The organism is Streptomyces sp. NPDC006235 (assembly GCF_040613735.1).
Classification (GTDB): domain Bacteria; phylum Actinomycetota; class Actinomycetes; order Streptomycetales; family Streptomycetaceae; genus Streptomyces.
Genome location: NZ_JBEXSR010000024.1, coordinates 113,288 through 126,832 on the forward strand (window position 1 = coordinate 113,288; position 13,545 = coordinate 126,832).

The window sequence follows — 13,545 nt, forward strand, 5'->3', positions numbered from 1 at the left end:
CGGCGAAGGAGCGTGCGCTGTGGTGCGGTACGGGAAAGAGCACAAGGCGGAGACGAGGCGGCGGATCATCGAAACGGCGGGCCGCCGGTTCAAGCAGGACGGTATCGACGGCTCCGGCGTCTCGACGCTCATGAAGGACGCGGGACTGACCAACGGGGCCTTCTACGCCCACTTCGCCTCCAAGGACGACCTCGTCACCACGGCACTCGCCGACCAGCTGAAGGTGCAGGCCGAGAACGTCGTCGCGCAGGCCGCGCCCGGCCGCGCCGGAGTCGAGCAGATCGTGCGGGGGTACCTTTCGCCCCAGCATCGCGAGAGCCTTGGCGATGGCTGCCCCAACGCCGCTCTGCTCGACGAGATCGGGCGCTGCGCCGACGCGACCAGGCAGGCGTACACCGACGGCGTACTGATCCTCATCGAGGGCATCGCCTCCCGCATGGCGCCCGAGGACCCGTCCTCCGCGCGCGTGAAGGCGCTCAGCCTCCTCGGCCTGCTGGCCGGGACACTGCAGCTCTCGCGGGCCCTGACGGATCGTCAACTCGCCGAGGAGCTCCTCGAACAGGGGATCAACAACGCCCTCACCCTGCTGGACGCCGCCGACCAGCGCGTCTGACGCACCAGTTCCCTCGTCGCCAAGCGGGACATCCGCTGCTGGATCCTTCTCGTCGATCCCCCAGGAGGCCCCGGAGGCCTCCGTCGACGACAACACGGTGTTCCGACGGTCTACCTCTTGCGGGATGCATTGAATTATGACCATAATTTAAATGTCGGTGTGATGCTGAGGGATTCGATCGAACAGGGTTCCACCTCCTACGGTCCTTCTGTCGCCGGCCGGACGGACTGCAGCCGCAGCCCAGAAACCCCATGCAGAAGGGCACGGCCGTGAACGACGCACAAGGAGTACGAGGCGACGCGGTGACGTCGTACAAGAAGGCGCAAACCCGCACCCTCACCGCCGGGGGAGTGACCTTCGCCTACCGCGACCTCGGCCAGAAGGCCGGTGTCCCGGTGGTCTTCATCACCCACCTTGCCGCGGTCCTCGACAACTGGGACCCCCGGGTCGTCGACGGCATCGCCGCGAGACATCGCGTGATCACCTTCGACAACAGGGGAGTCGGCGCTTCCAGCGGCTCGACACCGAAGACCATCGAGGAGATGGCGAAGGATGCCGTCACCTTCATCCGGGGACTCGGGCTCAAGCAGGTCGACCTCCACGGCTTCTCGATGGGCGGCATGATCGCCCAGGTGGTCGCGCAGGACGAACCGCGGCTCGTCCGCAAGCTGATCCTCACGGGCACGGGCCCCGCGGGCGGCGAGGGCATCGAGAACGTGAGCAGGCTGTCCCATCTCGACACCGCCCGGGCCCTGTTCACCCTCCAGGACCCGAAACAGTTCCTCTTCTTCACCCGCACCGCGGGCGGGCGCCGAGCCGGAAAGCAGTTCCTGGCCCGCCTCAAGGAGCGCACGCACGACCGGGACAAGGCGATCTCCCTCACGTCGTACTTCGCCCAGCTCAAGGCCATCCACCGCTGGGGGCTCGCGCAGCCCCAGGACCTCTCGGTCATCCGGCAGCCCGTGCTCGTCGCCAACGGCGAGAGCGACAAGATGGTGCCGACGAAGAACTCCTTCGAACTGGCCCGGCGACTACCGAACGCCGACCTGGTCGTCTACCCCGACGCCGGCCACGGAGGCCTCTTCCAGTTCCACGAGCGGTTCGTGGGGGAAGCACTCGACTTCCTTGAGCGGTAGTGGGTGCCGGGGCTTCGCCGGCCGGACAGCTGAGTATGCGAAAGTAAACTAAGCGCGGTTAGAATCGCTCCCATGGATGCGTGGACCGAAGTGCTTCAGGACACCGGCATGGACCCCCGACTCGATCGGGACACGTCCAACTGCTCGATCGCGCGGACTCTCGAGATCGTGGGCGAGAAGTGGACGATCCTGATCCTGCGTGAGGTCTGGTACGGCTCGTCCCGCTTCAGCGACTTCGAACGCGTCCTCGGCTGTCCTCGCAACCTCCTCGCGACGCGGCTCCGGATGCTGGTGAAGGAAGGGATCCTGGCGACCGAGACGTACAAGGAGCCCGGTTCGCGGAGTCGGCCGAAGTATGTGATCACCGCCAAGGGCATGGATCTGGTGCCGGCCGTGATGGGGCTGCTGCAGTGGGGTGACCGTTACCGCGCCGACCCGGAGGGGCCGGCGGTACTGGCGCGACACCGTGAGTGCGGCGCGCCGGTCGACGTCCGGATTAGCTGCGAGCGAGGCCACCCGGTGGAAGCGAAGGACATCGAGAGCATCCCCGGACCGGCCTTTCGGATGAGGTCGCCCGAGTGAGCTGAGTATCGGGGCCCCCGTCCGTCCGGGTCGGGCGCCGCCCCTCGCGCCGGGTTTCAGGCCGCGGCCGTGGCGCCGGCCGGAGTGCCTACCGCGGTGACAAGGCCGGCAGTCGGGCCGTCTGCTTTGCGCTGTCCGGTCATCAGCAAGCCAGGGCCGCAGCCAGGTCGACCGCATCGGTCCCGGCCCAGAGCGCCGGGACCAGCCCGTCCACGAACGGTGAAGCCGACCCGTAGTCGCCCTGGACGGAGAAGACCGCCGCCGGCGACGCCGCCGACGGCCCCGCCGAACGGATCAGTGGACGTGGATGCCGGCGGGTGACGGGCATGGCGTGCGCCGGCGAGCATCGGTACGCACCGGGCTCGGTGCGGATTCCTGGGCGGTCGGCCCTCAGGGGAGCTGCGGGTAGAGCGCGGAGACGCCTCCGGTCAAGGCGGTCTGTGCCTGGCGCGAGGCGTTGTCCGCGAGGATCTCGTAGGCGCCGGCGGCGATGCCGTCGATGGTGATCCGCGCGATGTCGGCGGGGTCCGACTTGGCCGGGTCGACTGCCCGGACCATGTCGGTGTCCATGTAGCCGACGTGCAGGCCGGCCACTCGGATGCCCTGGTCGGCGAGTTGCAGGCGCAGGGCGTTGGTGAGTGACCACTCGGCGGACTTGGCGGCGCAGTAGGCGCCGAACTGCGGGAAGCTGACCCAGGACAGGGCCGACAGGATGTTGAGGATCGTGCCGCCGCCGCCCACCGCGATCTGGGGTGCGAAGGCGCGGGCCACCGAGAGGGTGCAGAAGTAGTGGGTGTCCATCTCCAGGCGGATGTCGTCCAGGTCGGCGGTGAGCAGGTCGGCGCCGGTGGAGGACCCCGCGTTGTTGATCAGGATGGTCACGTGGCCGGTGGCCCGGGCGGCGGCCGCGACGGAGGCGGGGTCGGTGATGTCGAGAGCGATCGGCTTGGCGCCGGGCAGGTCGACCTGGTCGGGGTTGCGGGCGCCGGCGTAGACGGTGGCACGCGGCCGAGCAGTTCGGCGTCTCGAAGCTGGTCTTGGTGTAGGCGGACTGGACGAGGAGGGCCCGGACGCCGTGCTCGCGGACCTCGTGGTCAAGCGACTCGGAGTAGCCCTCGACGGCGTGCTTGGACGCCACGTAGAGGGCCATGAACGGCTGAGGGGCGACGCCGAGGACGGACGAGATGTTGATGACGCGTCCGCCGCCCTGGGCGCGCATGTGCGGCAGGACGGCCTTCGTCATGCGGATGACACCCAGGACGTTGATGTTCAGGATGCTCTGGGCCTGGTTGAGGGAGTTCTCCTCGACGGCGCCCGCCGAGCCGACGCCTGCGTTGTTGACCAGGACGTCGATGCGTCCGAACCGGTCGATCACCTCCGCGACGGCGGCGGTGGCCGAGTCGTCGTCGGCCACGTCGAGATCGAGGTACGTCACACCGGCGGGCGGCGTGAGTCCGGAGGTCTTGCGGCTGGTTCCGATCACCTCGAAACCCGCCGAGGCCAGGGCGCGGGCCGTTTCCTTGCCGATTCCCGATGTGGCACCTGTCACGAGCGCCACCGGCTGAGTTCTCGACATCACGAGCTCTCCTGCCTTGCATTACGACCGTAAGTCTTACGCTCGTACGATAATGTGGGGGTCGTCGGCCGTTGGCAAGGGGGCGCGTCCGACGCCTCCCGGAAAGATCCGGGAGGCGTCGGTGGCGTGGGTGGCGGGGGTGGCGGGGGTGGCCTATGGGGAAGAGAGGAGTGACGGGGGCATCGTCACGCGCCGGGCGTCGCCGCCCGGGCGTCCAGCACCAGCACCGCGACGTGCAGGGACGTGCACTGCAGGCCCGACTCCAGATCACAGCCGAGGAGCCGTTCGATGGTGTGGAGGCGCTGGTAGTACGCCTGCCGGGACATGCCGGCCTGTTTCGCCGCGACCGACTTGTTCCCGGCCGCCGTCAGATACGCGCGCAGTGCCGGGAGCAGGTCGCCGCCGTTGCGGTCGTCGTGCTCGATGAGGCGCGTGAGCTGGCGTTCCGCGTACCGCTGGAGGCGGACGTCCTCCCGCAGCACGCCCAGGAGCTCCGGCAGCCGGACGTCGGCGGGGACGTAGAACCAGCGGTCGGGTGAGGCGGGCGTGATGGCCTCGGCCGTCTGCTCGGCCTCCTGCCACGACCGGGCGATCCCGGAGAGGTCGGTCACGCCCGGGCCGACGGCGACGACGACCTCCGGGCCGAGCTCCTCGCGGCAGAGACGGCCCATCCGCTCGGCGACCGGCTGCCAGGCGCTGGCCTGCGCCAGGGCGAGGAGGACGCCGATCCGCCCCGGCGCCGTCTCGCCGACCAGGGCGCGGATGCCCGTCTGCGCCATCACCTTCGCGATCCGCTCGTCGAGGTGCTCCCCGGTACCGGTGTGCGCATGGCGGATGACCACGGCGAAGAGGCGGTGCCCGAGGGTCGGCAGACCGAGTGCCTCGGCGCGTGCGCGGGCGTCCGCGGGGGAGCGGAAACGCCGTTCGTACAGGTCCCGCAGCACCGAGCGGTGGGCCCGGCGCTCCCACCAGGCCGGCCCCGCCAGCCGCGCCATGCTCAGGGCCACCGCCGCACGCTCCAGGACCAGCACGTGTTCCGGGTCCGGCTCCGGGTTCAGCCGGCCCTCCAGCAGGACCAGCCGCCCCCACGGCCCCTGGTGGTCCTGCACGGGCGCGATCAGCCACCCCTCCGGGCCGCTCGGCGTGATCTTCTCCAGGGTCGGGGTGGCCCGGGAACGCCGGGACCAGGCCGACACCACCGGCTCGTACGGCCGGCCGAGCAGTTCGCACATCAGGACCCGGTGGGTGAGGTCCTCCAGCACCACGGGGGCCCCGGTGAGCTCGGCGGTGGTGTGCACCAGTTCCTCGGGGCTCGCGCCCCGCAGCGTCAGGGCGGTGAAGATGTCCTGGATGTCCTTGCCGCGGCGCAGCAGCGCCCCCTGGGCGTCGAGGATGAGCGCGTGCACCGTCTGCGTGACGTCGATGAACCGGACGCCGCGGGCCAGCTCGACCAGCGGCACCTCACGGGCGCGGCAGGCCGCCACCAGCTCGTCGGGCACCTTCCCGTACCGGTACCCGAGCTCCACGATCAGGCCGGCCGCGCCGACGTCGGCGAGTTGGTCGACGTAGCCACGCAACTCGGACGGGTCCTCGGGATAGGGCATCCCGGTCGTCAGGACCAGCTCGCCGCCCTCGAGGAAATCGGCGGGGTTGAGCAGTTCGGTGACGTGCACCCAGCGCACCGCACGGTTCAGCTGCGCCTCACCGGCCAGCACGCGCGGCATCCCCTCTGCCAGCACAGGGAGGCTCAGAACCTCCGTGATGGTCGGGAAGTGCCCGGTTGCGGGACGTTTGGGCGGCATAGGGAGTGCTTTCGTCCGAGGTATCGGGGGTCACCTTCGCACCGGCACATCACCGTGGCAAGAGGGGCAAGGCACTTTCCGTGTCCGGCGAGCTCGCCGTGACACATCGTCTCGATAAGGTCCCGAGGCGGAACAGAGTGTGGGTTGACCTGCGGGTTCGCCGGGGTCGAGAGTGAACGCCATCCCCAAGGGACCCGAAACGAAGGGGTCCGCACGGTGTCCCCACCGTGCCGGGGCACCACTGACACCCAGGCCGCACCCGGCGAAAGGAGCGACCTCATGCGCATCCCGAAGCGCGTCGCCGTGATCGGTGCCGGCAGCATGGGCAGCCAGGTCATGTGGCGACTTGCCGCCCGCGGGGCCGAGGTCATCGGCTACGACCGGTACGCGCCGGGTCACGACCGCGGCGCGGCCGGGGGCGAGAGCCGCATCTTCCGTGCCGTACACCTCGGTGACCCCGGGTACATTCCGCTGCTGGGGCTCGCCGACCGGATGTGGGACCGGCTCCAGCGCGAAACCGGCCTCTCGCTGCGACGCCGCAGCGGATGCCTGGTGATGGGCGAGACGGCCTCGCCGTCGATGCGCCTCCTCCTCTCCGCCAGCTCCACCCACCGGCTGGCTCATGAGGTCCTGGACCGCGAGGAACTCGCCCGCCGCTACCCGCAGCATCGCCTTCCGGACGGGCACACGGCCGTGCTCGACCGCGAGGGCGCCATCATCAGGCCCGAGGCGTCGGTCCAGGCGGCGGCCGCCCGCGCCGAACAGCTCGGCGCCCGGCTGCACCGCTACACCCCGGTGCGGGAGATCGTCCCCGCGGCGGGCGGCGGAGTGCACATCGTCACCGACCAGGGCACGGACCACGTCGACACCGCCGTGGTGACCGTGGGCCCCTGGATCAACACCCTGCTCCCGGACCTCCCACGGTCCGTGGACATCCGCCGGCTGATCAGCTCCTGGCACATCCCCACCCGCCACGACTGGTTCGCGGGCGGCGCCCCCGCCTTCGTGCGCAGCGCACCGCACGATTGCTACGGGCTCCCGTCGCCGGACGGCATCTCCGTCAAGCTGGGCCTCTCCCTCGCCCGTTATCTGCCGGTACCCGACCCCGAACGGGTCGACCGCACGGTCCGCCCGGAGGAACTCGCCACCTTCCGCGAGCTCATCGGCGAGCTGATGCCCGATCTGAACCCCGACCCCATCAGGCTGTCGGTCTACATGGAGGGCTACACCGAGTCCGGAAACCCGCTCGTCGGTCATCTCCCCGGCGAGGACGACGTCATCGTCATGGCCGGATTCTCCGGCAGCGGCTTCAAACTCTCGCCGGCCATGGGCGAGATCGCCGCCGACCTGGCACTCGACGGCACCACGGAACACCCCATCGACTTCCTCGCACCGGCCGGCGCCGGCGCCGCCTGAATCCGGCAACCTCCCCTTCCACTCCGGCAAGTCCGCCTCAGGCGTGCCCGAAAAGGCGCGCACCGGCCATCACCAGTTCCCCGCAGCCAAGACAGGAGCATCCTCATGCCCATTCCCTCGCTTCAGTTCCGCCCGAAGTACGTCTCGTTCGACTGCTACGGCACGTTGATCGAGTGGCCGATGACCCCCATCACGCGGGAACTCGTCGGCGACCAGATCCCCGCAGAGCACTGGGACCAGTTCGTCCGGGAGTTCCGCGGCTACCGCTACGACCAGGTGCGCGGCGAGTACTACCCCTACGAGCAGGTGCTGCAGGACTCCTTCGAGCGGGTCTGCCGCAAGTGGGGTGTGAAGGCCGCCCCGGACGCGGGCAAGCGGTTCGCCGACGCCGTGCGCAGCTGGGGCCCGCACGCCGACGTGCCGGAACCGCTGAAGAAGATGGGCGAGAACTACAAGCTGGTGATCCTGTCCAACGGGGACGACGCCTTCCTGGAGGAGAGCGTGCCCCGGCTCGGCGCGGACTTCCACGCGGTCTTCACCGCGGAGCAGGCCGGCTACTACAAGCCCCGCTACGCCGCGTTCGAGTACATGCTCGACCAGCTCGACGCCTCCCCCGAGGACTTCGTGCACGTCGCCTCGCACACCCGCTACGACCACATGCCGATGCACGACATGGGCTTCCGCAACCTCATCCTGCTGGACCGCGGCTACGACCCGGTCACCCACGGATACGACTACGTGACGGTGAAGTCCCTGGACGAGCTCAACACCATGCTCGGCATCTGACGCGCGACGCACACCGCCCGCACGGACAGCCCCGAAGACCCCACCCCACCCCCCAGCGTTTTCCGTTCCCCCGAACCCACACCCACCACCAGGAGGCGCCCGATGGAAGCAAACCGGATAGGACGCAGAACCGTACTCCGCACCGCAGGCGCGCTGGCCGCCGCCACCGCGGTGACCGGCTGCGGCACCCTCATGGGCAACAGCGAAAGCCGCGGCTCGGGCGGCGGGAAGAACCGGCTCGTCGTCAGCAACAGCGGCGGCACCTACAACGACGCTCTCACCAAGGCGATCTACGAGCCGTTCACCAAGGAGACCGGCATCACGGTCACCACGGTCAACTACCAGTCGGCGCAGATCATCGCCCAGGTCAAGCAGGGCCGCCCTCAGGTGGACCTGATGGACAACTCGCTGCTGATCTTCCAGAAGATGGTGGGGCAGGAGTGTCTGGAGCCCATCGACCATGACCGGCTGAAGAGTGCCAAGGGCGCCGGGATCGCGGAGCACAACCTGCCGGAGCACGCGGTCGGCAAGAACGTCTGGGCGAGCCTGATGGCCTACCGCACGGACAGCCTCAAGCGTGTCCCGAAGAGCTGGGCCGACTTCTGGAACACGGACGCCTTCAGCGGCTCCCGCTCCCTGCAGAGCGCGGAGGTGGATCTGCCGGAGCTGGAGTTCGCGCTGCTGGCCGACGGTGTGCCGCTGGACAAGCTGTACCCGCTGGATGTGGACCGGGCCTTCAGGGCGATGTCGCGGATCCGCGGTGACGTGAAGAAGTTCTGGAACACCGGTGCCCTGCCGGCGGTGCTGCTGGGCCGCAAGGAGGTCGTCGCGACCAGCCTGTGGGGCGGTCGCGCGGACGAGCTGATCAAGCAGGGGCAGCCGGTCGCCTACCAGTGGAACGGCGCCCGCAGGATGACCAACGGCTGGGGCATCCCGAAGGGCGCGGACAACACGGACGCGGCCTACAAGCTGATCGACTTCTCGCTGCGTCCCGAGGTGCAGGCGGCCTTCGCCAAGCTCTTCCCGCACGGCCCGGTCGTGCCGGCGGCGACGAAGCTGCTCTCTGAGGATGTCCTGGCCACGCTGCCGACCTCGCCGCAGAACCTCAAGACCGGGTTCGACGCGGATGTCGCCTGGTGGGAGAAGAACCGTGACGCTGTCACCAAGCGCTGGCAGGAGTGGGCCGATGCCTGAGCGTACTCAGAGTCCGACCGCCGGAAAGCTGTCCGCCGACGACCTCGCCGCTGCCCTGGCCCCGAGCTCCGCCTCACCGACGGGCAAGTCGCTGTCGGTGACGGGGCTGCGCAAGTCCTACGGCGGGACGACGGTGGTCGACGGTGTGGACATGGAGATCGCGGCCGGCGAGTTCGTCACCTTCCTCGGCTCCTCCGGCTCCGGCAAGACCACCACCCTGATGATGCTGGCCGGGTTCACCGAACCCGACTCCGGCGGCATCACCGTCGACGGCCGGGACATCACCAAACTCAACCCGGGCAAGCGCGACTTCGGTTTCGTCTTCCAGCAGTACCTGCTCTTCCCGCACATGACCGTCGAGGAGAACGTCGCCTTCCCTCTGCAACTGCGCGGGGTGTCCAAGGCGGAGATCCGCCGCCGGGTCGGGGAGACGCTGGAGGCGGCCGGGCTGTCGAAGTTCGCCGGCCGCAAGCCGCGTGAGCTGTCCGGTGGTCAGCAGCAGCGTGTCGCCCTGTGCCGGGTGTTGGTCTACCGCCCGCCGATCGTGCTGATGGACGAACCGCTCGGCGCGCTGGACAAGAAGCTGCGCGACCAGATGCAGACCGAGATCAAGACCATCCAGCGCGAACTGGGCCTGACCGTCGTCTATGTGACGCACGATCAGGAGGAAGCCCTGGTCCTGTCCGACCGGATCGCCATCATGAAGGACGGCCGCATCGAGCAGTTCGACACCCCTCGCGGCCTGTTCGAACGCCCCCGCACCCCCTTTGTCGCCGACTTCCTCGGCGCCGCCAACTTCCTCGACGGCAAGGTGGAGGAGCCGACCGCGGACGGCTGCACCCGGGTGCGCCTCGACACCGGCGGTGTGCTCACAGCCCGAGAGCACCCCTGTGTTCCGGGGCAGCGGGTCCGGGCAGCGGTCCGGCCGGGCAAGCTGCGCCTCGTCAGTGCCGAGGAAGGCTGTTGTACCGGCACCGTCGAGACGGCCGTCTACGTCGGCTCGCTGACCCGGATCTCGGTCCGCCTGGACGGTGCCGCTCCGGGGACGCCGCCGCTGCGGATCGAGACCGCCCTGGCTCCGCCGCGCACGGGCGAGCGGGTCTGTGTGACCGCCGACCGTGCCGACGTCAGTGTCTTCGACGCGACGGACGGGGGGTGAGCCGTGGCCGGCACCGCTGTCGCACCCGCCAAGGTGCGTGTGAAGACGTCCGAGAAGCGCGGGCACCGTTCACGGATCGCGCTGGTCAACGCCGTCCCCGTCACGGTGTTCCTGCTGGTGTTGTTCGTCTACCCGATCATCGGGGTGCTCTCCCTCAGCCTCAAGGGCGACGGTGGCGGCTTCACCCTGCACTGGTACGCCGACGCCCTCAGCGGCGTGAACCTGTCCGTGCTGATCTCCACCCTGCGGATCTCCGCGGAGACCGCCGTGCTCAGTCTGCTGGTGGGCTTCGTGCTCGCGCACGCCATCGCCCGGATGCGGCCCGTCTTCGCCGCGCTGGCCATGCTGATCGTGGTGGTGCCGCACTTCATCAGTGCCCTGGTGCGCACTTACGGCTGGATCATCATGCTCGGTGATCACGGCTTCATCAACACGCTGGCCACCTCCGTGCACGCCCCGGGCGCGCCGTACTCGCTGCTCTACAACGAGACCGGTGTGGTCATCGGCACCACCTCCGTGATGCTCCCGTACACGGTCTTGATCCTGCAGGGTGTGATGCGCGGCGTCGACCGCCGGCTGCTCGCCGCGGCCGCCGGGTTCGGCGCGTCCCGCCCGACCATCTTCCGCCGTGTCTATCTGCCCCTGGTGGCGCCCGGCGTGGGGACGGCGGGGCTGCTCAGCTTCATCCTCTGCCTGGGCTACTACATCACCCCCGCCCTGATGGGCGGCGACAAGCAGACCGTCGTCGCGGCGCTGATCGACCAGCAGGTGATGAAGCAGGACCAGTGGAACTCCGCCGCCGCCTTCGGCGTGATCCTGCTGCTGCTCACCTTCGCCGGGCTGGGCGTGCTCGGTCTGGCCAAGCTCCGCCGCAAGAAGGCACACGCACGAAGGAGCAGCTCATGATGGAACTGCCCGCCACCCGAGCCGGACACATCGGCCGCGGCCTGAGCGCCACCGCCATCCTGCTCTTCCTGGCCATGCCCATCGTCATCATCCTGGTCACCTCCTTCGGCGCCGACGGCATCGGCACCTTCCCGCCCAAGGAGTACAGCACCCGCTGGTACGAGCAGATGGCCGCACCCGGCAGCGACTGGGCCACCTCCATCGCCCTGTCCAGCCTGGTCGCCGCCCTGACCACGGTGTTCTCCCTGATCCTGGGCGTCACCGCCGCCACCGCCCTGGCCCGGGGCCGGCTCCCGCTGCACGCGGCCGTCTACGGACTGGTCCTGGCCCCCATGCTCATCCCCCAAGTCGTCATCGCCCTCGGACTGTTCCTGTTCTTCGAACCCGTCGGCATGCTCGGCAGCCCCCTGGCCATCGCCCTCGGGCACACGGTGCTGGCCGCACCGATCGCGGTCCTCATCATGATCTCCACCCTGAAGGGCATCGACGAACGGCTCGAAGACGCCGCGGCCAGCATGGGCGCCAGCCGCATGACCATCGCCCGGCGCATCACCTTCCCCCTGGCCACCCCCGGCCTGATCGCGGCAGCGGTGTTCTCGTTCATCACCAGCTTCGACGAGTTCTTCATCGCCCAGTTCATGTCGACACCCGACACCCGCACCCTGCCGGTGCTCGTGTTCAACGCCCTGCAGTTCGACGTCGACCCGACCGTCACCGCGGTCAGCGCCGTCCTGATCGCCCTGGCCATCCTGGCCCTCGCCCTGGTCGCCCTCGTCCGCAAACTCGGCGGCCACCGCAACAGCCAAGGCGGCGTCCTGCCCGTCGAACCCCTCACCTGAGCCGTGCGCCGGTACGGGCCGTGCCACCCGCTGACAGCGCCGTCGGCCGGGCCCCCGAGCAGGTGCCCGGCCGGTATCCCCCCGAAAACTTCCTCGCAGGAGACCCGCAATGAAGACGATTCCCTACTGGATCGAAACCGCCGGGGCGTTCCCGGACCGGTCCGGCAAGCCCTTGACCGAGGACACCGACGTGGTGGTCGTCGGCGCCGGCCTGACGGGTCTGTCCACCGCCCTGCACTCCGCCCGCAAGGGCGCCCGTGTCACGCTCGTGGAGAAGGGCCAGATCGGCTCCGGCGCCTCGGCGCGCAACGGCGGCATGGCGAACCTGGGCTTCACGATCGGCGTGAACCAGGCCATCCGCCGGTACGGCCTCGAGCGGGCCCGTGAGATCTACAACTCCTACGGCGAGGCCGTGGACACCGTCGAGCGGCTCGTGAACGAGGAGTCCATCGACTGCCAGTTCAACCGCGTCGGCCGCCTGGGCGTGGCCTCCCGCCCCGCGCACTTCGAGGGCAAGAAGGCCCAACAGCGCGACCTGGCCAAGTACTTCGGCCACGAGACCACACTGGTCAGCAAGTCCGAGCTGCGTTCCGAGATCGGATCCGACGCCTACCACGGCGGCCTGCTCGACCCGTTCAGCGCCGCGCTGCACGTCGGCCGCTTCGTGCGCGGCATGGCCGAGGCGTGTGAGCGCACCGGTGTCGAGATCCACGAGCGCAACGCGGCCATCGGCGTCCGGCGGACCGCAGCCGGCCGTTTCGAGGTCAGCACCGAGCGCGGTGTGATCCGCGCCGGGCAGGTCATGATGGCCACCGACGCCTACACCGACAAGAACTTCCCGTGGCTGCGCCGCCAGCAGGTCTGCCTGGGCAGCTTCATCATCGTGACCGAGCCGCTCGGCGAGCAGCTCGCCCGGGACATCATCCCCAAGGCCCGCCTCATCGTCGACTCCAACCAGGTCTGCCACTACTTCCGGCTCACCCCGGACAACCGGCTGCTGTTCGGCGGCCGCGCCCGCTTCGCACCGTCCGACCCCACCTCGGACAAGAAGAGCGGGGCCGTGCTGTTCCGTGAGATGTGCGAGATCTTCCCGCAGCTCGCCCGGACGAAGGTCGAGTACGTGTGGGGCGGCTCCGTCGGCTTCGCCATGGACCGCATCGTGCACGCCGGGCAGACCGAGGACGGCGTCTACTACTCCATGGGATACGCGGGCCACGGCGTGCAGATGGCCACGCACATGGGGCAGGTCATGGCCGAGGTGATGGACGGCCACCCCGAGGTCAGCCCGGTGCGCGACCTGGCCCCGCCCCGCATCCCCCTCTACAACGGCACCGCCTGGTTCCTGCCCTTCGCGGGCGCCTACTACAAGACGCTGGACCGCATCCGCTGACCGTGCGGCAGCGCACCTCTACGCATACAAGGAGACCTCGAGATGACTGTTGTCCGTGATGTTCCCAAGCAGTTGTTCATCGGCGGTGGTTGGCAGGACGCGGAGTCCGGCCGGACGCTGGCCGTCGACAACCCGGCCACCGGTGA

At 69.4% G+C, this 13,545-nt stretch carries 12 protein-coding genes and 1 pseudogene; 10 read left to right on the plus strand and 3 right to left on the minus strand.

Annotation, left to right across the window (positions count from 1 at the left end):
- Positions 1-19: 19 nt before the first annotated feature.
- The 3 genes from ABZ192_RS26095 (at position 20) to ABZ192_RS26105 (ending at position 2,331) form a co-directional block, all read left to right on the plus strand.
- The gene (locus ABZ192_RS26095; RefSeq protein WP_356926885.1) at positions 20-613 is read left to right on the plus strand and encodes a TetR/AcrR family transcriptional regulator; all 594 of its coding nucleotides are present in this window, start codon (positions 20-22) and stop codon (positions 611-613) included.
- Positions 614-882: 269 nt separating this feature from the next.
- The gene (locus tag ABZ192_RS26100; RefSeq protein WP_356926886.1) at positions 883-1,749 is read left to right on the plus strand and encodes an alpha/beta hydrolase; all 867 of its coding nucleotides are present in this window, start codon (positions 883-885) and stop codon (positions 1,747-1,749) included.
- 108 nt (positions 1,750-1,857) lie between these two features.
- Positions 1,858-2,331, plus strand: a complete 474-nt coding sequence (locus ABZ192_RS26105; protein ID WP_356926900.1) for a helix-turn-helix domain-containing protein — start codon at positions 1,858-1,860, stop codon at positions 2,329-2,331.
- 390 nt (positions 2,332-2,721) lie between these two features.
- Here the strand turns inward: ABZ192_RS26105 and ABZ192_RS26110 are convergent, their stop codons facing one another.
- The 3 genes and pseudogenes from ABZ192_RS26110 to ABZ192_RS26120 form a co-directional block, all read right to left on the minus strand.
- A complete protein-coding gene (locus ABZ192_RS26110; RefSeq protein ID WP_356926887.1) occupies positions 2,722-3,429 on the minus strand; it encodes an SDR family oxidoreductase in 708 nt (235 codons plus the stop codon).
- A pseudogene (locus ABZ192_RS26115) lies at positions 3,356-3,907 on the minus strand (SDR family NAD(P)-dependent oxidoreductase); the annotation flags it as partial. The gene ABZ192_RS26110 and the pseudogene ABZ192_RS26115, both read right to left, overlap by 74 nt.
- A 185-nt stretch (positions 3,908-4,092) precedes the next feature.
- A complete protein-coding gene (locus ABZ192_RS26120) occupies positions 4,093-5,709 on the minus strand; it encodes a PucR family transcriptional regulator ligand-binding domain-containing protein (protein WP_356926888.1) in 1,617 nt (538 codons plus the stop codon).
- Between the two features lie 279 nt (positions 5,710-5,988).
- On the opposite strand from ABZ192_RS26120, the gene solA reads away from it, so the two are divergent.
- From solA to ABZ192_RS26155, 7 genes are all read left to right on the plus strand, one after another.
- The gene (solA, locus tag ABZ192_RS26125) at positions 5,989-7,125 is read left to right on the plus strand and encodes an N-methyl-L-tryptophan oxidase (RefSeq protein ID WP_356926889.1); all 1,137 of its coding nucleotides are present in this window, start codon (positions 5,989-5,991) and stop codon (positions 7,123-7,125) included.
- 105 nt (positions 7,126-7,230) lie between these two features.
- Positions 7,231-7,911, plus strand: coding sequence for a haloacid dehalogenase type II (locus tag ABZ192_RS26130; protein ID WP_356926890.1), 681 nt, complete (start codon positions 7,231-7,233; stop codon positions 7,909-7,911).
- Between the two features lie 102 nt (positions 7,912-8,013).
- Positions 8,014-9,105: a polyamine ABC transporter substrate-binding protein gene (locus tag ABZ192_RS26135; RefSeq protein ID WP_356926891.1), complete on the plus strand. Its 1,092-nt coding sequence runs from the start codon at positions 8,014-8,016 to the stop codon at positions 9,103-9,105.
- Positions 9,098-10,264: an ABC transporter ATP-binding protein gene (locus ABZ192_RS26140; protein ID WP_356926892.1), complete on the plus strand. Its 1,167-nt coding sequence runs from the start codon at positions 9,098-9,100 to the stop codon at positions 10,262-10,264. The genes ABZ192_RS26135 and ABZ192_RS26140 overlap by 8 nt, the downstream gene beginning before the upstream one ends.
- Before the next feature lie 3 nt (positions 10,265-10,267).
- Complete coding sequence (locus ABZ192_RS26145) at positions 10,268-11,170, plus strand: ABC transporter permease (protein ID WP_356926893.1); 903 nt, start codon at positions 10,268-10,270, stop codon at positions 11,168-11,170.
- Complete coding sequence (locus ABZ192_RS26150) at positions 11,167-12,009, plus strand: ABC transporter permease (protein WP_356926894.1); 843 nt, start codon at positions 11,167-11,169, stop codon at positions 12,007-12,009. Before ABZ192_RS26145 ends, ABZ192_RS26150 begins: the two co-directional genes overlap by 4 nt.
- 109 nt (positions 12,010-12,118) lie before the next feature.
- A complete protein-coding gene (locus tag ABZ192_RS26155) occupies positions 12,119-13,399 on the plus strand; it encodes an FAD-binding oxidoreductase (protein ID WP_356926895.1) in 1,281 nt (426 codons plus the stop codon).
- Positions 13,400-13,545 lie beyond the last annotated feature (146 nt).

Bases quoted from the DNA above. Each gene is read 5' to 3' on its own strand.
- ABZ192_RS26140 (WP_356926892.1), top strand. From the start codon at position 9,098: ATGCCTGAGCGTACTCAGAGTCCGACCGCCGGAAAGCTGTCCGCCGAC.
- solA (WP_356926889.1), top strand. From the start codon at position 5,989: ATGCGCATCCCGAAGCGCGTCGCCGTGATCGGTGCCGGCAGCATGGGC.
- ABZ192_RS26130 (WP_356926890.1), top strand. From the start codon at position 7,231: ATGCCCATTCCCTCGCTTCAGTTCCGCCCGAAGTACGTCTCGTTCGAC.
- ABZ192_RS26150 (WP_356926894.1), top strand. From the start codon at position 11,167: ATGATGGAACTGCCCGCCACCCGAGCCGGACACATCGGCCGCGGCCTG.
- ABZ192_RS26105 (WP_356926900.1), top strand. From the start codon at position 1,858: ATGGACCCCCGACTCGATCGGGACACGTCCAACTGCTCGATCGCGCGG.
- ABZ192_RS26135 (WP_356926891.1), top strand. From the start codon at position 8,014: ATGGAAGCAAACCGGATAGGACGCAGAACCGTACTCCGCACCGCAGGC.
- ABZ192_RS26155 (WP_356926895.1), top strand. From the start codon at position 12,119: ATGAAGACGATTCCCTACTGGATCGAAACCGCCGGGGCGTTCCCGGAC.
- ABZ192_RS26120 (WP_356926888.1), bottom strand. From the start codon at position 5,709: ATGCCGCCCAAACGTCCCGCAACCGGGCACTTCCCGACCATCACGGAG.